This is a genomic window from Roseivirga seohaensis subsp. aquiponti, from assembly GCF_001267955.1.
Lineage (GTDB): Bacteria > Bacteroidota > Bacteroidia > Cytophagales > Cyclobacteriaceae > Roseivirga > Roseivirga seohaensis.
On the sequence record NZ_JSVA01000010.1, the window covers coordinates 246,003 to 267,348 of the forward strand.

At 38.8% G+C, this 21,346-nt stretch carries 21 protein-coding genes and 1 other RNA gene; 8 read left to right on the forward strand and 14 right to left on the reverse strand.

Going from position 1 to position 21,346, the window contains the following annotated elements:
- On the forward strand, positions 1 to 1,185 hold the full coding sequence (locus OB69_RS10610; protein ID WP_053223700.1) for a phosphoglycerate kinase: 1,185 nt from the start codon (positions 1 to 3) through the stop codon (positions 1,183 to 1,185).
- A gap of 86 nt (positions 1,186 to 1,271) precedes the next feature.
- On the opposite strand, the gene OB69_RS10615 is transcribed toward OB69_RS10610, so the two are convergent.
- The 6 genes from OB69_RS10615 to OB69_RS10640 form a co-directional block, all read right to left on the reverse strand.
- Complete coding sequence (locus OB69_RS10615) at positions 1,272 to 1,760, reverse strand: hypothetical protein (RefSeq protein ID WP_053223701.1); 489 nt, start codon at positions 1,758 to 1,760, stop codon at positions 1,272 to 1,274.
- A gap of 62 nt (positions 1,761 to 1,822) precedes the next feature.
- Entirely contained in the window at positions 1,823 to 2,440 is a 618-nt protein-coding gene (locus tag OB69_RS10620) for an ABC transporter ATP-binding protein (RefSeq protein WP_053223702.1), read from the reverse strand.
- Between the two features lies 1 nt (position 2,441).
- Positions 2,442 to 3,224, reverse strand: coding sequence for an acyl-ACP--UDP-N-acetylglucosamine O-acyltransferase (gene lpxA, locus OB69_RS10625; RefSeq protein ID WP_053223703.1), 783 nt, complete (start codon positions 3,222 to 3,224; stop codon positions 2,442 to 2,444).
- On the reverse strand, positions 3,221 to 4,609 hold the full coding sequence (locus tag OB69_RS10630; protein ID WP_053223704.1) for a bifunctional UDP-3-O-[3-hydroxymyristoyl] N-acetylglucosamine deacetylase/3-hydroxyacyl-ACP dehydratase: 1,389 nt from the start codon (positions 4,607 to 4,609) through the stop codon (positions 3,221 to 3,223). Before OB69_RS10630 ends, lpxA begins: the two co-directional genes overlap by 4 nt.
- A gap of 24 nt (positions 4,610 to 4,633) precedes the next feature.
- On the reverse strand, positions 4,634 to 5,653 hold the full coding sequence (lpxD, locus tag OB69_RS10635) for a UDP-3-O-(3-hydroxymyristoyl)glucosamine N-acyltransferase (protein WP_053223705.1): 1,020 nt from the start codon (positions 5,651 to 5,653) through the stop codon (positions 4,634 to 4,636).
- Between the two features lie 17 nt (positions 5,654 to 5,670).
- Complete coding sequence (locus OB69_RS10640) at positions 5,671 to 6,900, reverse strand: HD domain-containing protein (protein WP_053223706.1); 1,230 nt, start codon at positions 6,898 to 6,900, stop codon at positions 5,671 to 5,673.
- Between the two features lie 50 nt (positions 6,901 to 6,950).
- On the opposite strand from OB69_RS10640, the gene porX reads away from it, so the two are divergent.
- The 3 genes from porX to OB69_RS10655 are packed head-to-tail and all read left to right on the forward strand — an operon-like array spanning position 6,951 to position 10,169.
- Entirely contained in the window at positions 6,951 to 8,516 is a 1,566-nt protein-coding gene (gene porX / locus OB69_RS10645; protein ID WP_053223707.1) for a T9SS response regulator signal transducer PorX, read from the forward strand.
- Positions 8,516 to 8,950: a tRNA (adenosine(37)-N6)-threonylcarbamoyltransferase complex ATPase subunit type 1 TsaE gene (gene tsaE, locus OB69_RS10650; RefSeq protein WP_053223708.1), complete on the forward strand. Its 435-nt coding sequence runs from the start codon at positions 8,516 to 8,518 to the stop codon at positions 8,948 to 8,950. The genes porX and tsaE overlap by 1 nt, the downstream gene beginning before the upstream one ends.
- A complete protein-coding gene (locus OB69_RS10655; RefSeq protein WP_053223709.1) occupies positions 8,943 to 10,169 on the forward strand; it encodes an alanine dehydrogenase in 1,227 nt (408 codons plus the stop codon). Before tsaE ends, OB69_RS10655 begins: the two co-directional genes overlap by 8 nt.
- Here OB69_RS10655 and OB69_RS10660 read toward each other — a convergent pair.
- Entirely contained in the window at positions 10,166 to 10,585 is a 420-nt protein-coding gene (locus OB69_RS10660; RefSeq protein ID WP_053223710.1) for a BLUF domain-containing protein, read from the reverse strand. The two genes, OB69_RS10655 and OB69_RS10660, sit on opposite strands and share 4 nt — an antisense overlap.
- Before the next feature lie 130 nt (positions 10,586 to 10,715).
- Between OB69_RS10660 and OB69_RS10665 the strand changes: the two genes are divergently transcribed.
- Positions 10,716 to 11,168: a GreA/GreB family elongation factor gene (locus OB69_RS10665; protein WP_053223711.1), complete on the forward strand. Its 453-nt coding sequence runs from the start codon at positions 10,716 to 10,718 to the stop codon at positions 11,166 to 11,168.
- Between the two features lie 9 nt (positions 11,169 to 11,177).
- Here the strand turns inward: OB69_RS10665 and OB69_RS10670 are convergent, their stop codons facing one another.
- From OB69_RS10670 to OB69_RS10695, 6 genes are all read right to left on the reverse strand, one after another.
- Positions 11,178 to 11,387 (reverse strand): alkylphosphonate utilization protein, encoded by a 210-nt coding sequence (locus OB69_RS10670; RefSeq protein ID WP_053223712.1) that lies wholly within the window; start codon positions 11,385 to 11,387, stop codon positions 11,178 to 11,180.
- Positions 11,388 to 11,449: 62 nt separating this feature from the next.
- Positions 11,450 to 13,045: a M1 family metallopeptidase gene (locus OB69_RS10675; protein WP_053223713.1), complete on the reverse strand. Its 1,596-nt coding sequence runs from the start codon at positions 13,043 to 13,045 to the stop codon at positions 11,450 to 11,452.
- A gap of 45 nt (positions 13,046 to 13,090) precedes the next feature.
- Positions 13,091 to 15,007 (reverse strand): DUF3857 domain-containing protein, encoded by a 1,917-nt coding sequence (locus OB69_RS10680; protein ID WP_185096898.1) that lies wholly within the window; start codon positions 15,005 to 15,007, stop codon positions 13,091 to 13,093.
- Between the two features lie 53 nt (positions 15,008 to 15,060).
- Entirely contained in the window at positions 15,061 to 16,935 is a 1,875-nt protein-coding gene (locus OB69_RS10685) for a DUF3857 domain-containing protein (protein WP_053223715.1), read from the reverse strand.
- Between the two features lie 109 nt (positions 16,936 to 17,044).
- Entirely contained in the window at positions 17,045 to 17,497 is a 453-nt protein-coding gene (locus OB69_RS10690) for a DUF1569 domain-containing protein (protein ID WP_053223716.1), read from the reverse strand.
- Positions 17,498 to 17,522: 25 nt separating this feature from the next.
- Complete coding sequence (locus tag OB69_RS10695) at positions 17,523 to 18,947, reverse strand: amidohydrolase family protein (RefSeq protein ID WP_053223717.1); 1,425 nt, start codon at positions 18,945 to 18,947, stop codon at positions 17,523 to 17,525.
- 92 nt (positions 18,948 to 19,039) lie between these two features.
- On the opposite strand from OB69_RS10695, the gene OB69_RS10700 reads away from it, so the two are divergent.
- Together OB69_RS10700 and OB69_RS10705 are read left to right on the forward strand one after the other, a co-directional pair.
- Entirely contained in the window at positions 19,040 to 19,894 is an 855-nt protein-coding gene (locus OB69_RS10700) for a sterol desaturase family protein (protein ID WP_053223718.1), read from the forward strand.
- Positions 19,895 to 20,452 (forward strand): MOSC domain-containing protein, encoded by a 558-nt coding sequence (locus tag OB69_RS10705; protein WP_053223719.1) that lies wholly within the window; start codon positions 19,895 to 19,897, stop codon positions 20,450 to 20,452.
- Here OB69_RS10705 and OB69_RS10710 read toward each other — a convergent pair.
- On the reverse strand, positions 20,376 to 20,687 hold the full coding sequence (locus OB69_RS10710; RefSeq protein ID WP_053223720.1) for a hypothetical protein: 312 nt from the start codon (positions 20,685 to 20,687) through the stop codon (positions 20,376 to 20,378). The two genes, OB69_RS10705 and OB69_RS10710, sit on opposite strands and share 77 nt — an antisense overlap.
- 187 nt (positions 20,688 to 20,874) lie before the next feature.
- On the opposite strand from OB69_RS10710, the gene ssrA reads away from it, so the two are divergent.
- Positions 20,875 to 21,244: a transfer-messenger RNA gene (gene ssrA / locus OB69_RS18225) on the forward strand.
- Positions 21,245 to 21,346 lie beyond the last annotated feature (102 nt).

A 21,346-nucleotide genomic window follows, 5' to 3' on the forward strand; every position in this document is an offset into this window, starting at 1 on the left:
ATGAAGAACATTACCGACTTTGACTTTAAAGGAAAGCGAGCACTAATTAGAGTGGATTTTAACGTTCCACTAAACGATAAATTCGAAATTACTGACGATACCCGAATCAGGGCGGCAATTCCAACTATTCAATATGTTTTGGATAATGGAGGAGCGGTAGTATTAATGTCGCATTTGGGCAGACCGAAAACTGGGCCAGAGGATAAATATTCGTTACAGCATTTAGTTTCTCATTTAAGCGAAGTGTTTGATAGAAAGGTATTGTTTGGAGATGATTGCGTTGGTGAACAAGCAAAATCCTTATCAGCTAACTTAAAGAGCGGTGAGATTCTTTTGCTTGAAAACTTGAGGTTCTATACCGAAGAAACCAAAGGCAATGTAGACTTCGCAAAATCATTAGCTGAACACGGTGATGTGTACATTAACGATGCATTCGGAACAGCACACAGAGCGCATGCTTCAACTTCTATTATTGCTCAATTTTTTAATGAAAAGGGCTGTGGGTATGTAATGCAGGCAGAGCTTGAGAATGCACAGAAAGTGCTGGATAAATCAGAAAAGCCATACACCGCTATTATGGGAGGAGCAAAAATTTCTGATAAAATCATGATTATAGAAAGGTTGTTGGAGAAAGTAGATCACCTCATTATTGGTGGTGGAATGTCTTATACCTTTTTCAAGGCCATGGGCGGAAATATCGGAAACTCATTAGTAGAAGAAGATAAATTACCACTTGCTTTAGAATTGATTCAAAAGGCAAAATCTCTAGGAGTTGACCTTATGCTCCCTATCGATTCGGTAATTGCCGATGCCTTCAGCAATGATGCCAATACCGATATTGCCATGAACAATGCCATTCCTTCTGGTTGGATGGGCTTAGATATTGGACCACAAGCAGCCGAAGTTTTTTCTCGTACAGTAAGAGATTCTAAAACCATTTTATGGAACGGCCCAATGGGCGTTTTTGAAATGGAAAATTTTGCCAACGGCACAAAAGCTGTAGCCGAAGCCATCGTTGAAGCAACTAAGAATGGAGCTTTTTCATTGATTGGTGGAGGTGACTCTGCGGCAGCAGTAAACCTTTTGGGCTACGGAGATGATGTGTCTTATGTTTCTACTGGTGGAGGAGCCTTGCTTGAATATATGGAAGGCAAAGAGCTTCCAGGCGTTGTGGCTTTAGGATAGTTAATTAACCACATTACCAGTAAAAGTAAAGAGCCGTTTTAGATATCTAAAACGGCTCTTTTCATAGTTAAGGTTGTCTGAATTTTTTATTGTTTCACCAAGTTGAAAACATAAGTTCCATTTGTACCATTCATTCCTGCGGCTACTCCTCCGCTGGCTACAAAATCAACAGTTAAGGTAAATGTGCCAGCACTTGCGTTAAAAGCCGATACTACAAAAGTGTTACTAGAGTTTCCATCAATAAAAATTTGATTGATGTTGGTGCCATTGAATGCCCATGATCCTGTAGCTTTAAAAACAGGATCACCGTCTGTAGTCGAATACGTTTTGCTCGAAGCCGTTCCTCTTAAGGTAAGAGTGAAGTCGTCAAAGCCAGTAGCGGCAACACCGTTAAAGGTAATTGAAGTAGCTTCATAAGTAACGCCAGTAGTGCCTACTAAATCTAAAAGCCTTTGCTCTTCAGCCGTAAGGGTTGGAGTGTCGTCTCCGCCTCCACCACCCCCACCACCACATGATGATAAGGTAAGTGCGAATAGCGCGATCAATAAGAATGAGAGATGCTTGATTCTGAACATAATTCTTTAGTTATAAAACCAATAATAATTATAAAATAGGGGATTTCAACCCTTTCTCTATTTTATTTAAAGTCGGGAATGTTTATAACCTTATCACAGAAATCATATTCATGTTTCTGGTTTGAGCTTATAATGACTAATTTCTTATCCAGCGCCCTTTTTACGTGGGCCAAATACCAATCAGTACCTTGTTCATCTAAATTAGAAGTGGGTTCATCTAAAAAACAAATAGGGCTTTGAGAGTAAAAGGCCAAGCCGAGCTTTAACCTTTGTTTCATACCTGACGAAAAGTTCTGAAGTTGCTTGTCTCTATCTTTTTCTAAATAGACATGCTGAACAAAGTCGTCAATAGAAACCCCCTCCGATAAGCGCTTAAACTTGAAATGAAATTTTAAAAACTCATCTAAAGTAAATTCTTCAATCAGTTCTAAATAAGGAGTGACTATGTCTAAATGCTTATAGAAGTCTTCCTCTAGTATGTTTTCATCTCCTTTAAAGTAAGAGACAGTTCCTTCAGTTGGAAGAAAAACACCCGTAAGAGTTTGAAGTAAGGTTGATTTTCCACTACCGTTTGGGCCGGTAATGGCATAAGAAAATTGAGAATCGAATTGCATATCCAGTTTCCTGAATATCCATTCCTTCGCATATTTTTTCCCTAGGTTTTCAACCTCAATTCTCATTTCATCTGGCCGTATAGCCTTTCATTACACCTCGGTCAGAGCTTCTAAAGAAATTGATAATTTCATCTCTTTCTCTTGATGGCGGCATTTCTACTTCTAAAAGGTCAAGTGCTTTTGAGTTATTTAAGCCTTTAAGAAAGATGTATCGGTACACTTCTTGAATTTCGGCTATTTTCTCGTTCGCAAAACCTCTTCTTCTTAAGCCTACGGAGTTGATGCCAGCATAACTCAATGGCTCACGTCCTGCTTTTGTATATGGAGGAACATCTTTTCTTACCAACGAACCACCAGAAACCATGGTGTGTGCTCCAATTTTCACAAATTGATGAACAGCTGCCGCGCCTCCAATAATGGCCCAATCTTCAATAGTAACATGGCCTGCCAATTGAACTGCATTAACTAAAATACAATTGTCTCCAATATGGCAATCGTGTGCTACGTGTGTGTAGGCCATCACCAAGCAATCTTTGCCTATGGTTGTTTTTTTTGTGGCGTGTGTGCCTCTATTCAGTGTTACACATTCTCGAATTACGGTGTTGTCACCAATTTCAAGCGTGGTTTCTTCTCCGCCAAACTTTAGGTCTTGGGGAACTGCTGAAATAACCGCTCCAGGAAAAATTTTCACATTTTTGCCAATTCGTGCACCTTCCATGATGGTAACATTGGGGCCTATCCAACTGCCTTCATCAATTGTAACATTTTTACTTATGGTCACAAAAGGCTCTACCACCACATTAGGGGCAATTTTTGCTTCTGGATGAATGTATGCTAAAGGCTGATTCATTGATTTTTAACAATTCTAGCGGTCATTGCGGCTTCGCAAACAAGGGTGTTCCCAACGTAAGCGGTACCATTCATTTGAGCAATACCTCTTTTGATAGGGGCAGTTAGCTCACATTTAAATTTAAGAGTATCTCCTGGAATCACCATCTTTCTGAATTTACATTTGTCGATTCCAAGGAAGTACGGAGTGTAATTTTCTGGATCAGGCACAGTATTGAGTACCAAAATCCCACCGATTTGCGCCATTGCTTCAATTTGTAAAACACCCGGCATCACAGGGTTACCTGGAAAGTGTCCTAAGAAGAAATGCTCGTTCATTGTAACATTTTTAATCCCTGCCACCATTGTTTCATCCAAATGAATGATTTTATCAATCAAAAGGAAGGGGTAGCGGTGCGGAAGAATCTGCATGATCTGGTTGATGTCCATCACCGGATCTATTTTTGGGTCGTATTGTGGAGCCGAATTTTTTGCCAACTGCATCTCCTTTTTTACTTTTTTAGCAAAAGCTACATTGGCTGCGTGGCCTGGCCTTGCTGCTAAAATTTGAGCTTTCAATGGTCTTCCAATTAAGGCTAAATCACCCACAACATCCAGAAGTTTATGTCTAGCGGGTTCGTTTTTATGTCTCAGTTCCACATTATTGAGAATACCCTCATGTCTAACTTCAACTTTTGGTTTGTTGAAAAGTTCAGCTAAATAATCGAGCTCATTTTCTTTCACTACACGATCTACAACCACAATGGCGTTGTTCAAATCTCCACCTTTGATAAGGTTATTTTTGTGCAGCATTTCTAACTCATGTAGAAAGCAGAATGTTCTACTTGAAGAGATTTCTTTTTTGAAATCACTGATATGGTTCAGTGACGCATGTTGACTACCCAATACCGGAGAATTATAGTCTACCATTACCGTAACTCGGAAATCGTCTAAGGGCAATGCAGCAATTTCTACATCTCTTTCTGGGTCTTTGTAGCGAATGCTCTCCGTAATTTCGTAGAAATTTCTAAGTGCATTTTGTTCTTCAAAGCCTACGGTTTCTAGAGCATCAATAAACATTCTAGAACTGCCATCCAAGATTGGAGGCTCAGGGCCGTCTAATTGAATAAGTACATTGTCTATTTCTAAGCCCACCAAAGCAGCTAAGGTATGTTCAACCGTGTTGATTCTTGCTCCATTGTGTTCAATGGTAGTTCCTCTTGAAAGGTCAACGACATAATCTACGTCTGCATCAACTATAGGCTGGGTTTCAAGGTCTATTCTCTGAAACTTAATTCCGTGATTTGCAGGGGCGGGGTTAAAGGTCATGTTTGAAATTACCCCTGTATGTAAACCTACGCCTGATACCGTTACCGGTTTTTTGATCGTATGTTGTTTGTTCTTCATTTTCTCCTCAAAAATTCGACAAATTTAACCCTTTTTTTCGAGTTGGCTGACTCTTCTTAATAACTCTGGAAGTTTTCTTATCGCAATACTTGCCTTAAGAAATTCCCTGTGATCCATAATTGGGGTTCCTGTGTAAATGCCTTGGTCTTCAATGGTTTTTGGAACACCAGACTGAGGGCCAATAACTACTTTGTCGGCAATTGTTAAATGGCCAGTAATTCCTGCTTGCCCACCAATCATTACATTTTTGCCAATTTTTGCACTGCCCGAAATACCAGCTTGTGAGGCAATGGCTGTGTTTTCTCCAATTTCAACGTTGTGGGCTATTTGTACTAAGTTGTCTATTTTAGCTCCATTTTTAATAACAGTAGACCCCATCGTTGCACAATCTACAACAGTATTTGCGCCAATATCCACATGGTCGTGAATGACTACATTGCCAGTTTGTGGAATAGCTTTAAATGTGCCATCGGGTTGAGGTGCATAACCAAAGCCTTCGCTGCCAATCACCACCCCCGAATGGATTTTACAATGGTTGCCAATTATGCAGTCGGCATACACTTTTACTCCAGCGAATAAAATGGTATTTTCTCCAATGGTTACATTGTCGCCAATCACGCAATTGGGGTGTATTTTTGTGCCCTTTCCAATTTTTACATTTTCACCTAAATAAGAAAAAGCACCTAAGTAAACGTCTTCTTCAATTTGGCTTGATATACTTTGAAAAGAAGGTTGTTCAATGCCCGATTTCTGAATTTGAGTGAGCTTTTGGTACTCCTCTAAAAGTTTAGAAAAGCTTGAGTATGGGTCGGTAACTCTTATTAGGGCCGCACTTATTTCTTTTTTTAACTCTAAATCTTCTTTTACAATTATGGCCGTAGCGCTAGTTGTATAGATGTATTCGGTGTATTTTGGGTTGGCCAAAAAAGCAATACTTCCAGCGGTGGCTTCTTCAATTTTTTCTAGCCGACTGACCATCTGGCTTCCATCTCCATCTACCTTTCCTTCAAGAAGTTGCGCAACTTGTTGTACTGATATTTCCATTCATAAAATTTTGAGTGTCACAAAGATATGTCTTTTGGCCAGCATCGATAATATTTACGGACGATTTTGCTCATGGCTTTGATGTTCGGTAAGTCGGCTGCTTCTGTTACACCTCTTACTTCGCCTGATTTAGAAAGAATTAGTATCTCCTTATCTGAGGCCATATAAGCACTGTTCGTCAATTTGCCGTGTGAGAAGTAATATTTCACATCTTTAGCTTCCAATTGGTAGGCTTCCGCAATTTTCGCTTCATCTGCTTTAATTTCTTCTTTGGAAGGTGGCTCGTTTGAAATTGTAATTCTAAAGAGCTCTCGATCTAAGAGCATTCTACATAGTTTTGATAAAATAGGATCTTCATGATTTACCCAAACCTTAATTGCTGCCCAAACATCATAATCGTCTAGTTGTAAAAAGGCATCTAAAATGGCGGGTTCATTGACAAAACGATCAATCCCAACTTGTTCTTTCAGGAAAACACCTAAGGCTGGCGTGTAGAAGAGTGGTTTCTCCTTTTTAGCTAATTTTCTTGCTCGCTTAATAATAGCAATGAGCATTTTTTCTGCACTCACGCTAGTTTTGTGCAAATACACTTGCCAGTACATTAACCTTCTGGCACTCAAGAAATTTTCAATACTGTAAATTCCTTTTTCTTCAACTACCAATCTGCCTTCATGTACATCGAGCATTTTGATGATTCTGTCAGCTCCAATTGTGCCTTCTGAAACGCCAGTAAAGAAACTATCTCTTTTGAGGTAATCCAGTCTGTCGATGTCGAGCTGACTGGAAACAAGTTCGGAAAGGAATTTCTTAGGGTAGCTACCATTGAAGATTTCAAGCGCAAGATCTAGCTGACCATTGAATTCTTTATTCAGTTTAGAAATGATCATCCTAGAAATTTGCTCATGCGGCACGCCTTCTAACAAACTAAATTCTAGGGCATGAGAAAAAGGGCCATGACCAATGTCGTGTAAGAGAATGGCAATCATTGCGCCTTCAAATTCTGCATCAGAAATTTCAACGCCCTTGTTTCTGAGGTTTTCTAAAGTGGCTCCCATCAGGTGTTTAGCACCCAATGCATGGTGGAATCGGGTATGGTGCGCACCAGGGTAAATCAGGTCTGTAAGACCCAGTTGCTTGATTCTTCTAAGCCGCTGAAAATAGGGGTGATCGATGATATCGAAAATCAGTTCGCTTCTAATTGTGATAAATCCGTAAACCGGATCGTTGATTATCTTTTTTTTGTTCAAAGTTTGTGCGTTAATTCCTTTAAATTCGGGCTTGTTGCTAAAGCGAAGCTATGCAAAGATATAATATTTTATGGGCAGACGATGAGATAGACCTGCTTAAACCACACATCTTGTTTCTTACCGATAGAGGATATGACATCACTCCAGTTGCGAGTGGGGCAGATGCTATTGAGGCGGTTGAAAACCAGCAGTTTGATGTGGTTTTTTTAGATGAGAATATGCCTGGTATGACGGGGCTAGAAACCCTCAAATACATTAAGAGTAAGCGGCCTACTTTGCCTGTGGTAATGATTACTAAAAGCGAAGAAGAAAGCATTATGGAAGAAGCCATTGGCTCTCATATTGCTGATTATTTGATCAAACCTTTGAATCCAAGTCAGATTTTACTTTCCGTAAAGAAAATTCTTGATAATAAAAGGCTAGTAACAGAGCGCACCAATATTGAATACCAGCAGGAATTTAGAAACATCAGTATGGCCTATAATGAATATATGGACCATAAAGAGTGGGTGGAAATTCATAAAAAGCTGGTGTATTGGGAACTTGAAATTGATAAAACTGAAAACAAGAGCATGGCCGAAATTCTGGATATGCAGAAGATTGAAGCCAATAGTAATTTTGCTCAGTTTGTAATCGATAATTACGAAGATTGGTTGAATGATCCCAATATCGATCGACCACTGCTTTCGAATAACTTGCTGAAAACAAAGGTGTTTCCTCAAGTAAAGGATAAACCTTTATTTCTTATTGTGATTGATAATCTGCGTTACGACCAATGGAAAACCATTGAAGGTGAGTTGACAGATTACTTTAATATACTAGAAGAGTCAGCCTATTATTCGATTTTGCCTACCACTACAGCTTATGCCAGAAACTCTATTTTCTCAGGTCAAATGCCTTTAGAAATGTCGAAAAGGGAAAGTGATTTATGGGTGAGCGATAATGATGAAGATGAGGAAGGTAAGAATAATAATGAAGAGGAGTTCTTAAAGCGGCAGATTCAAAGATTAAGGTTGAACATAAAAACGAGCTATAATAAAATCATTCATTCTTCACAAGGAAAGCAGTTGAACGACCAGTTTAATAACCTGCTTCAGAATGATTTGAATGTTGTGGTTTACAATTTTGTAGATATGCTCTCTCATGCCCGAACCGATATGCGAATGATTCGTGAGCTTGCAGCAGACGAATCGGCTTATCGTTCATTAACTAAATCATGGTTTTTACATTCTCCATTATTCGACCTTTTGAAAATGATTAGCGACAAAGGCTTACGGGTAATGATTACCACCGATCACGGTACATACCGAGTTAAAAAGGCCTTTAAAATTGCCGGAGATAAATCGGTGAATACCAATTTAAGGTATAAGCACGGAAAGAATTTGGGCTATAAAGAAAGTCAGGCTATTTATACGGTGCGTGACCCAGAGAAAATTCACTTACCAAGACCAAATGTCTCTACATCCTATGCATTTGCCACGGAAGACCTCTTTTTCGCTTACCCGAATAACTTTAATCATTACGTAAAGTACTATAAAGACACGTTTCAACACGGAGGTATCTCTATGGACGAAATGATTATTCCTTTTATTTCGCTAAATTCGAAAAGGGCATAATGACTACTGAATTGCGCTTGGAATCAAAAGGGCTAAACGATTTGGAAAACGTAGCCCAACAAATAACCGCCTTTGGTAAGGAGCATAATATTTGGCTGCTAATGGGGCAAATGGGAGCTGGTAAAACCACACTATCAAAAGCAATTTGCGGTAATTTGGGAGTAATGGATTTAGTGCAGAGCCCAACTTTTTCGTTGGTAAATGAATACCTGACTAATAGTGGACGCACCATTTACCATTTCGATTTTTATAGAATTGAAGACATTGAAGAATTGGCCAATATTGGAGTGGAAGAATATTTCGATTCTGGTAATTTGTGTTTGATCGAATGGCCTGAAAAAATTAGTGAATTGATTCCTGATGAGTATATGAAGATATTCATTGAGGTATTAGACGATAGTTCCAGAGTAATTAAACTGACTAAACATGACTGAGGGTAAGAAATCGGGGTTTGCTGAATTGGCCAAGGAGAGTAGCCTTTACCCCCAAGAAAAGTTAATGAAAGTGAAGTCTGGGAGTAAGTCGCTTAATATTTCAATCCCCAGCGAAGTATCGTATCAGGAAAGTCGGATTGCGCTTACCCCTGCTGCTACTGGTATTTTGGTTAATAATGGACAAGAGGTACTAGTAGAGCAAAGTGCAGGTAAAAAGACATTTTTCTTAGACAACGACTTTAGCGAACAAGGTTCAAAAATAGTCTATTCGAATAAGGAAGCATTTGAGGCTAATATTATCGTAAAAGTTGAACCGCCTACCTTAAAGGAGATTGCTTTGATGAAACCTGGTTCAACCCTTTTCTCCGCTTTACAATTGGGTAGCTCATCAGCTGAATATTTTAATGCCCTAAACAGAAAGAAAATTACCGCCATTGGCTACGAAATGTTGGAAGACAAAGTAGGTGGGCTTCCTATTGTGAATGCCATGAGCGAATTGGCAGGGAGTATGGCCATTCCCATCGCATCTGAATTAATGAGTACCGTAAGTGGGGGGAAGGGGGTAGTTTTAGGTGGAATCACAGGAGTTCCGCCTAGCAGAGTTATAATTCTAGGAGCAGGCACCGTAGGCGAATATTCAGCTAGGGCGGCTTTGGGTTTAGGGGCCGAAGTTCGAATTTTCGATAATGAGCTCTATAAACTTCGAAGAATAAAACATAAGCTTGGAAGCCAGGTTTTCACCTCTACCATCGACTCGGTAACATTGGCACAATCTTTAAAATCTGCAGATGTTGTTATTGGCGCCTTGCGTGCAGAAAAGGGCAGAGCTCGTTGTGTGGTGACAGAGGAAATGGTGTCTCAAATGAAATCTGGTGCTGTAATCATTGATGTTTCTATTGACCAAGGTGGCTGCATAGAAACCTCTGAATGCACGAGTCACGATAAGCCTACTTTTACGAAATATGACGTGATTCATTACTGTGTTCCAAACATCGCTTCTAGGGCTGCTCGTTCCGCTACCACGGCTTTGAGTAATATACTAACACCCGTTCTTTTAAAAATTGCGGAAGTAGGTGGGGTAGATGATATGATGTACCAGTATGGGTGGTTTAATAAGGGGGTTTATGCCTATAAAGGAAGTACAACTAATTTGGCAATCGCTAGAAGGTTCAACCTTCCTTTTAAAGACTTGGGCCTTTTGCTGGCCGCCCGTTTTTAACCCGACTCAAGAATTGTTTTGCTTATTTTTTTGAAAATGTCTTTGGATGCTTTTCCAAAATTTTCACTCTCTATAATCTTATGAAAATCATCAATGCCAAGGGTGCTTTTTATAGTGTCATTCGTGAATTTGTGATAGGCCATACTCCAATTTCTGAAAGATAAGGTGTCAATTTCTCGCATACAGAGGGTAATGACGCTATGATGTCGCTGGTCAGCTCGAATGTTTTTGTACAGTGCGTTAATTTGATTAAAATCTCCTTCCAGTATTTGTAAAAACTGATTGTTGTGAAAAAGAAGGCAGCCAGTAATGTGATGTTTGGTATTAAACTCACGTGCGGTTTCAAGAATACTTTCTATATCGTAATCTTCACTATTAAGCACAGCTTTGCTGTAATAAATTAATTCATAAAGCATGTGAGTCTCGGTTAGGTTTGAAAGTTAACAATACTTTTTAAGTTTCTAAACTATAGTCGCATTAGGCGGGCTTTGAAGAAATTTGTTCATACCATTTGTAAGGGAGGATTTCTTGAACCATTTTGCGTGAATGCTAGAAGCCAAAGCCAAACTTTATGATTCATGCTTAAAACTTGTTCATGAACGAGTGACACATATCGAAGATGCTATGCGTAATGCGCAGGCTTCGGCCAATGAGGAAACAAAGAGTAGCGCTGGTGATAAGTATGAAACTGGACGTGCTATGATGCACCTCGAAAAGGAGAAATTAGCTACCCAGCTTTCAGAGGTTTCTAAAATGAAAATGGGCTTATCTCAAATCAATATTGATAAGAGGAACGAACAAGTTGAACTTGGCGCTTTGGCTATTACCGCAAGCGCTAAATATTTTATTTCAGTTTCGTTAGGGCAAATTAAGGTGGAAGGGGAGGCTTATTTCGCAATTTCGCCAGCTTCACCAATCGGCAGGGCTATGCTGGGCAAAAAGAAAGGAGATTCATTTGATTTCGGAGGAAGGCAAATCAATCTCCTTGAAGTTTTCTAAAAATTAGACTTAAGCCTTCTTCAAAAACATTGTTTTTAGAACAATCTGGCTTTTACCTACTCTACATTCCACTTCTTCCGGACTACCCGTGAGTCGAATGCCCTTAATAAGGTTACCTCTCTTTAAGGTAGTGTTCATTCCTTTTACTTTTAAATCTTTGGTTACGTGAACTGAATCACCGTCTTCAAGAATGTTGCCGTTGCTGTCTTTCGTTTCCATTTGTTATTGAATAAGCCGCAAAGATAAGGGTTTTGTTGAAAAGGGTTTTCGGTTCAAAAAACCTACTTTTCCTTTAAAGTAGCTTCAAAAAGTAACCATGCATCTGGGTCAAGAATTACCTTAACGGGCTTATTGTTTAGCTTTGGAGTCCATTTTTGGTTTTTTGAGTTAACTAGAATGGTTTTTCGTTCTGTTGAACCGTCCGAATACACTAATTCAATTTCTAAATTGAAAGTGAAATCTTCTTTCTGGGTTTGGTTCAACTCTAAGTTTAGTTGGCCATTAGAGTAACTCCATGTGGCTTCTATTTCTGGCTGACCTGCTTGATACACCCATTGTTTGAAAAAGGTATCAAAGTCTTTTCCCGATACATATTCGAACACTTCTTTTAGGTCATCTGATAAAGCGTTTGATAGTTTGTACTTGTCGTAGTATTGGCGAATGGCCTCCCAAAACATTTCGTCACCCACTTCTTTTCTAAGCATATGCAGCACCCAGCCGCCTTTTTGGTAAGTGTTGGCATTCAGAATTTCCATATAGTTTTCTACAGAAGTGTCTACAATAGGTACTCGGTTCTTTTTACTAAAAGCAATTACCTGATTTCTATTTCCTAAAACAGTTTCCCAAGCCTTGGTTCTGCCATATTTTTGTTCCATATAAAGAATGGTGAAATAGGTAGCAAAACCTTCGCTCAACCAAGCGTGATGCCAGTTGCCTTCCGATGCCGAATTACCAAACCACTGGTGGGCAATTTCGTGTGCGAGTAGTCCTTCTACACTTCGTTTTCCTGTTACAGAGTTTTCAGAATAGAAAATATTACCTGCGTTTTCCATTCCTCCAAACTGTGTTTTAGATTGAACATTGGCCAATTTGGCAAAAGGGTAATCACCCACATGGTTAATAAACCAATCTAAAATTGGAGCTGCAGGAGCATAATCATAAAAGCCTTTTTCTCTGTCTTGAGGGTAAATCCAACTAGAAACTGTTGCGCCATAAACATTGGCTACATTCTGAATTGCAAAACGAGCTACGCCAATCACCATTACTTTGGTAGGGAGTTCAACTTCTGTTTTCCAATGTGTGAGCATGGTTTTATCATTAATATTGGTGCGCTCTACCAAAAGCCCATTGCCCACTACCTGATAGTGACTCGGTGCAGTTACCACCCATTCCACAGTGGCTTTGTCAGAAGGGTGATCTACAATGGGCAGCCAGTGTTGACCACGATCGGGGTAATTATCTCCGAAGAAGGTGCGGTCGCCAAATTTGTTTTTGGAAATGATAAGGCCAGTTTCTGGAATTCCTTCATAGGCAATAGTGAAAGTTTGGCTTTGGCCTGCCTTGCCTGCATAGTTGATGTTTAATTTATTCCCAGAATGCTCAAAAGGTATTTTTTTATCATCGGCCATTAAGGCAATTACAGTCATGCCCTTGCCACTTGGTTTTGTTCTAACAAGGTCTAAATCGAACTGTTGAAGATCCTTCTTGAACTTCACTGTAACCAAAGCAACTCCATTGATTTTGTCAGAATCATCCGTCAATTGAATTTCAAACCGGTAATGCTGAACATCAATTGCACTGAGCCTTTCTTGGTGTTTTTGGGCAAGAAGCGAGAAGCACGTGAATAATATAGTTATGGAAAAGATTATTCTTTTCATATTGAACTTAGGTGTTGAAAGCTAAAAACGGAATTTAAATAAAAATCACTGTTTTTCCACTGTGATTTGCTTATTGTAAGCCTCAGTAATTTGTGCTAAGTAACTTTTAAGCTGTTTGTATTCTTTAGGGTCATAGACGGCTTTTTTTAATACGTAAGTTGAAATTGCTATCATTTTCTGCTTAGAAGGGTCTAAAAGAGTTTCAAATGAGAAATCAATTAATGAGTTTGAAAATTGAACACTCTCAGGTATTACTGAAAAAGAATAGCCATCTGGAATCTCAATAATTGTATTAAACTGCTTCTTCTGACTGTAGGTAAAATCTACGGGGTAAGTTCTGTCCTCGGCTTTTAGTGGGTTTATTGTAGGAGCCTTGTTCAAGAATGGGTGAAAATAAATTTTTCCTTCAAAAGTTGACACTGGGTATGAAGCTTCATACTTAAGTGTATAAGGTGTTGAAGGAGAGTTTGTTTCAGGGTATTGGATATCTCCAATAAGGTTATAACTATTGTTAAGCTCTGTTTGAATTAAATTCTTGTTTCTTATGTACCGGAGGGCATCGTAATCGGTTAATGTTTTTACAAATTCCCCCTCAAGTTTAAGTGTTGATGGATTCAATGTAAGTTTCATATCCTCACTTTCTAAAGAAGGCAAGGTTATATTTAGATCGACCCAACCTTGTTTTTCATTATCTATGATTAGCCCTTTCTCATTGAGGTATTCAGCGGGTAGTTTACCAAATTCTAACTCTTTTTCTGTGGCTTCTGTGAGATAAAGCTGCTGATCTACCTCAACTAAAATGGCCAAAGTATTAAAAAAACTCTCGAAAGGGTAATCGATCTTTATCTTTCCATGATCTCGAGTACTCAGTATAACGGGATAAGCTTCAATATCAAAAGCCCTTAACATTCCTATTAAGAAAAGGTTGAGTTCCGCAGTAGATCCTGTAGTTTCATTTAGAAACTCCTTTACATTTTTAGAGGCATATTTTCCTCTCATTCGATTCCATCTGTAGTTTTCTTTTACATACCGAGTGAGTTCTTTGGCTTTTTCAAAGTTTTCCAATTTTGAAATTTCTTGTAGGCGCTGATCATCTTTGATCATTTTCTCTACACTTTTTGAACTCGATTTGATGAACTTTCCGAAATTATCAGACTTGAGCATGCTCTCAACCATCTGAGCCCAAGTAGTTATTATTTCTTCTTTTGAACCATTCGGACGAATAATTTTTGCCAGCTGCCAATCCATTTTGATTATATAATCATTTATAGAGGTTATGTATTGAACATCAGTAAATGCAGGAGTGTCTTTCATGGCAAACTCGTACACCATTTCTTTAAAGTCTATCGTGGCAAACCTTCGGCTACCAATTCCCACATGTGAGTTTGAATAATCAAACTTCTTAATCCCTTGTGCTAGGTAGGTGTATTCATAAAAGGGCACCACATGCACTTCGTACTCACTGTATTGTGTAGGTATTTTACTTTGAAACTCCCAGTCAGGAAGGTTAAACATGAAAGGTGATTTCAATATGTAAGAATATTCGATTACCGACCCCTCCTTAACTCCTGGAATAGCAAATTTCTTTTGATGCCAATTGCTGTTGATCTTTTCGTCATAAATATCACTTTTGTTCAATTCATTTTTCTGATCAACTCCATTTACCAGTGTGTGGCTCATTGCTTTAATGTCATAAATCAATTCCGTATTTCGCATATCCTGCTGATAGTATGGAATATTGATATTTGAAAAATCTAAACCAGATTTTGTTAAAATCTTAATTCGTCTGGTTCTTTCAAACACTATAATGAACCTGCCTTCTTCCTCAATAAAGTTAGCCACTCCTCCATCAAAAAGAACAACTGCCTCAGCATCCTCGTATTTTTCGAAATCATCACTTTGAAGATCCGATAAACTAACTGCTCCAAATTTGATTTTCTCTCTTTGAGCCTTCAAACTCAAGCAAAAACAAAAAAGGAGAGTGGCGAAAAGAGGTTTGAAATAAGCTGTCATAATTATTTTAGCGTGATTAATGTCTTGGCTCTTGATTCATTAATAGAAGATATAAATTCAAAAAAATCAGTATAATCTTCAGGTTTGTATCGGCCAGATTTAATTATAAATTCTCGAGTCAGAATAATCTTATTATTTATTTTTTCGGATGTAACGGAAAAGCTTCCGAAAATTGAGTCAATATTATCATTTCCATTTGAAAGAGTAACCTTAATGCTCTCATCAATTGTTATCTCAAATTCATCTTTATAATGGATAGGGTAAGGAAAGAAGAGAGGAGATTTCCTTTCACTTGGTCTTTCAATTTTTGGAAAATCTAGTCTGGGTAAATTCAAGACTTTGGCTTCTCCAAACTGCTGACCATAGTCGGATAGATTCATTTCAGCTTCCACTATTATTTCTTGAGAATCACGCGTTTCTTGGTTGATTTTAGTGATGGTTGATGGAGACTGTTGATAGGGTAGCTTTGATTTTGCAAAACGATCTATTTCACTCTTAGATTCATTTTTCATGTAGTATAGTAAGGTTTCAAAGTCATCGCCCCTGAACTTGCTATTTACTTGTGCCTGTATTTTATTTTTAGCTTGGATGGAAATATCTATTCGTGTGTCTCTTCGCGTTTCTACATTGGTCATTGCAGGAATCTGGATGATTTTGCTTTGAGAAGAATTGACTAAAAGCGCTTTACGGTTTTGTGTAAAGGTTCCTAGATAACCAAAAGGGTTGATGTTACTTGTGGTCTCTAACCAAAGTGTATCTGTTTTGGTTGGAATGGCCAAAATGACATGATTAAACTGCTGACTTGGGAAATTAGTGTCGATATCAATAGGTACTTCATCTGCATATACATCAGTACAAAAGGCTTCAATACCCGCTTCTGCTAAAAGTGCCTGCATGTAATTGGTTAATGCCTTACAGTCACCATATCTATTTTGAGCCACGTAACTCGCGGGGTAAGGAAGCATTCCTCCAATACCAATTGCAACATTGATATACCTAATATTATCCTGTAAATAATGATAAAGGACATTGGCTTTTGACTCTATATCTGGCAAATCTTGAGTTAAATTTTTGACAACCTGCTTCTCACTTTCAGGTAAATCATGAAGGCCATAGCTCAACTGATTTAGCCATTCTCCATAAGACTGCCATGACTGAAAGCTTCCAGAGGGACCATATTCGAAGTTCAGAGGTACTATTGAGACTTTAGGAATGAGCTCATGAATAGGAGGAGAAAATACTTCTTTTTTAATGCTTTCAGCAGTGTAATTTCCTGTCCATTTATAAATCACTTTACCACCTTCTGTATTTTTAATGGCTTGATTTATATTCTGTTCTTTTATTGATAATTGAAAGTCGGTTGGTGTGGTTAAGGTTAATGATGCCTTTTTTGTATTTGTATTTAGAGCTATTACAGGAGTCCATTCATCAATCGAAAGAAAGCCATTGTAAGAAATAGAATAGCTGTATTTAAGCACGTAAGGATATTGATTGTAGCTTAACTCAAAGACTTTATTAAAATCATCTTCGTAAAGGGAGTAACCAGAAATGCTGCTTACATCTACAGCATCTCTCTTTTTTAGCTTTTTTACCTCATTGCCAGAGGCATTAATTATTGATGCACTAAGGTCTTTGATCTTATTCGATGCTGAAAAAGGTATAGCAACTTGGGTCATATGCTGACCGTCATGATTATTGATTTGAATCGATATTTCTACCCAAACTGAAAGTTTTTCCCCTTCAATTTCTATCTTTTTATCATAAGTTAAGACCTCAGCACTATTGTCATTTCTTGATTGCGCTGATAGTGTAAGGTGACAAAATAGGTAACCAATTAGAAATATGGTTATTGATAAAAAGGAACTGTTTTTCCTCATTGCAATTAATCTATCTGAGATACTTTGTATTTAGTAAAGTAAAAATAAAAATAGGAGCTTTCTGTGATCTGATAAACTAAAAGTTGTGATATGTTTTATTAGCGTGAGATTAAGCTTTGAATTGACTTAAATGATGGTCAAGGTGCTTATAAAACATATTGTTCCATTCGTTGATGCTTAGTCGTCCAAACGAAAGTGACTCCTTATTGTCGAAATGTGCTTCGCCAAGTTCTTGTGTTTTTGAGAGGTAGTCAATCAGTCTTTTTTTCTCAGTTTCGAAGTCTTTTTCGGTAGTCATTAAAAACTGAGGAGCGGTTCTTAAATTCTTTTTATATGGCTTCTCGCTTGTCACCATTCCTTTCACGAAAAACCTCAACATCAATTTCATCATTCCTTTTGGTGGCTGATGTGTGCCATCATAAATCATTTCGTAAGTCACACTGCAATGGGCTAGCATTTGCCCCACATTCATTTTGCCCCAAAGCGGTTGGCTTTCTGGTGTGAGTTTATTGATTCTGTCAATGACCTCTTGAGTTACCTCTGGCTTAAAAATGTTCTTCATTATTGTCTATTTAAAAAATTGAAATCTAATACATACCTACTTTGCCATTCATTGATTTAAAAATGGAAGGTGAATTAAAGCCTACGCCATCTTTAAACACAATTTCCATTTTACGGATATTGCTCACATCCGCTTCTAAATCTCCATCTATGATCAGGATGTCGGCTTGTTTTCCTACTTCTAGCGAGCCTACTTTATCGGCACGCTCTAAAAATTTAGCACCATCCAAAGTGGATATTTTTATTGCTTCTGTTAGCGTAAAGCCTGCCTCAATAAAAAGCTCGATCATGCGCTGATTGGCGTAGCCTGCAATGGTTCTACCCGCCCCAGTGGGGTCGGTGCCTGCCAAAAGTTTTCCGCCCATTTCGTAAAACATTTTCTCCCAAGCCATTTGTTTTTGAAATGCAATAATAGAAGTAGAGTCTCTTCCTTGCTGACGCTTATGGCTAGTTTCTAGGCTTTCACGAATTTCAGGACTCATGGCTTCTAAACCACCACCCAAAACTACTTCTCTATTGGTGTAAGGTTCAAAAACAGTAAGGGTAGAAGTTACCGCTACGTCTTTCTCGATTAAGAATTCCATCAATTCTTTCATTTCTGGAGCGTCTACTGGTAAGGCACGTAATGCTTGTCCGCGTTTAAAAGCAGGACAGAAGTCATCTACCTTGTCGCCTACAAAATCAGAGCTTTGGAAGAAACCATGCTCAATATTGTCTATGCCAATTTCGGCTGCTTCACGATAGGTGACAGAACAGATATGACCAGTTACTTTTTTGCCTTTGGCGTGCGCAGCGTTTACTACGCTTTTTAAGTCTTCCTTAGTAATGTTCTGATAAACTTTAAAGGAATTGATGCCTCGATCTGCCCAATAATTCACCATTTCTGCAGCTTCGTCTGAGCTTTCAATCACACCCACTTCCGGTACTGATGTGCCTTCTCTTTCTATAAAAGGACTTGTTAAGTCCATTTTGGGACCCAACATTTTTCCTTCCTCAATCCATTTTCTAATGTTCAAATCAGTTTGCGGTTCAATACTACCCGCAGTACGAATGGTGGTTACACCTCCGGCCAAATACAGACGAGGAAAAGTAAATGTCATTTGCGAAACGCTAAAAATTCCATCGAAAGGTTTGGGGTAGAAAATATGTTCGTGAAGCATGACCATTCCGGGCATTATTGTTTTGCCTGTGCAGTCAATCACCTTCGCGCCAGCCGGAATCGATACTTCACCCGTATTTCCCATGGCGGTAATAATTCCATTTTCGAAAACCAAAGTTTGATTCGTTTTGATATCTGCACCAGTGCCGTCAATGGTTTTAGCATGCGTAAGGGCAACAATATCTTCCTGAACAGCTACATAAGGACGAACTGCGCGTGAGAATTCTTGAGTAAACGATAATTGTATGGTAAGAAAGAAAAGCGAGGAGGTAAGGAGGCTTCTTAATTTCATGGTCGATGATTAATGATTGAAAGTTAAAGAATTATGCTTTCTAAATTAAGCTTGAACGTTGCATATGTTAGGCAGGCAGAATAAATTGTAAGATGGAAAGTTTGGTAAATTTCTTTGATAATATTCCCACAGAGTTTCGGGCGGGGATTTTAATTGGCGGAGTGGTGGTTTTTTGGGTTGTCGAAGGCACGCTTCCACTCTTTACTTTCCAGTATAAAAAAGTACGACACGCTGGGCTTAACCTATTTTTCACCTTAACTACAGCCATTATTGGTTTTGGTTTAGCCGGTGTACTCTTGGCGGCTTCAGATATGGTTGCTAATAATCAGTTTGGACTCCTTTATATCGTAGAATTACCACTTTGGGGACAATTGATTGTAGGTGTTTTATTGCTCGATTTTATTGGCGCTTACTTAGTGCATTATACCGAGCACAAAGTAAAATGGATGTGGAAATTTCATTTGGTACACCATAGCGATACCACGGTAGATGTTACTACGGGTTTGCGCCATCACCCAGGTGAAACCATTTTCAGAATTGGATTTACTATTCTTGCCGTAATTATTGTAGGCGCACCTATGTGGCTTATTATGGTGTACCAAAGCCTTTCTGTGCTCTTTGCTCATATAACTCATGCTAATATTCGCATGCCGAAATCAGTAGATAGAGTGCTTTCTTGGTTGTTTGTTACGCCATTAATGCATAAGGTGCATCATCATTATACGCAACCTTTAACCGATACTAACTTCGGAAATATCTTTTCTATCTGGGATCGTATTTTCGGCACTTTTGCCCAAGTGGAAGATACGAAAGAGTTGATTTATGGGATTGATACCCATATGAATCCTAAAGAGAATGATGATATGGTGAACCTGCTCAAAATTCCATTTCAGCCTTACCGGGTTCCAGAGAATGAACAAGTTCAAAACCTTGTACCGAAGAAATAAATGAAGCTTTCACTAGAGCAAAAGGCGATTCCTTATTTAACCAACCAGTTTGCTCAAGCTGGCAAGGTGATTTTTATTTCTATTCGACCTGAAAGAGGAAAATTGCCAATAACTATTGAAAAAGTTAATGCCATTGAAGGTGTAGGTTTAGCAGGCGACCATTACGCATCAAAAGGAGGAAAGAGGCAAGTAACGCTGATTCAAGCTGAGCATATTAAGGCTGTCGCTTCTATGGTTGGCCAAGCTGAAATTAACCCTTTATTATTAAGAAGAAATATTGTTGTGGAAGGAATTAATCTTCAAGCCTTAAAAGGAAAGAAATTCCGAATTGGAAATGCAGTGTTGGAACATACTGGCGATTGTCATCCTTGTTCCAGAATGGAAGAGAACTTAGGAAATGGCGGTTATAACGCCATGCGTGGGCACGGAGGAATAACCGCAAGAATCTTAACCTCTGGTTTGATTTCTCTTGATGACACGCTTAGTCCAATGGAGCAGCCTCAGGAATTTCCTTCACCAACTCTACATTCTGCGACTGATCAGGGCCTCCAGCCATAATTAATGTACCTCTGGTGCCATCATTGGCTTCGATTACAAAAATCTCTTCCTCATCACCTGGGTTCGTCATGCCATCAAAGCGATACGTTTTCACGATTTTGAGTTGGTAAGGTGTGTACTCCTTTTTGCTGGCTGTGGCCACAATATTCTTTTCCTTGGCCGTAAATTGCTCTTTAAAACCTTGTTCGTTTAATTCTGCCAATACTTGTGAAAGTGTTCTATCTGTAGTTTTCATAATGCGTTTTTTAAATTTGTTCTTACATAACCTTTTTAGGGGCGTAGGGTTTTAAAGAATAAGTATAAGTGCGGGTTTTGAAACTTTCTAGCAACATTCTTTTGTTCAAGATGTTTCAGAAGATGTAGAAAAGACCGTACTTTCGCAGATTCAATGGAAAGGCAAACGGCCTTTACTTATATAACATGGGGCCGACTGGAATTGACAGTAGGTGTAATGCAAGTGTAAGCATGCAGGGAGTTGTGAGTATTTCCCTTAAATAAAACTTTCACATTTATAATTGGCGAAAGACAATACGCCCTTGCTGCCTAATTAAGAATTAGTAGCAATGTGTCTCTCTCACCCCCTGGTTTGCCGGGTGAGAAATCGAGGCATCACACGCAAACCTGGCCATTTCTAGGTATCGTGATGGAAATGGTAAGATCAATTGCGAATAAGGTGTAGATTAGGTTGGTTGCTGACCTTGCTACACTCGAAAACTAATCAGCAAATAAGCATGTAGAAGGCGCTTAGTGTTCCTTATCTGGACGAGGGTTCGAACCCCTCCGGCTCCACCTTCGCCCACCGAAGCGCATTTGCGCGAAGGTGGGCTTTATTTTTTAAATCAATGCCTGTTGTTTCGAAGCCTTAGTGCGAGTTTCGGTCTGGGGTGTAATAAG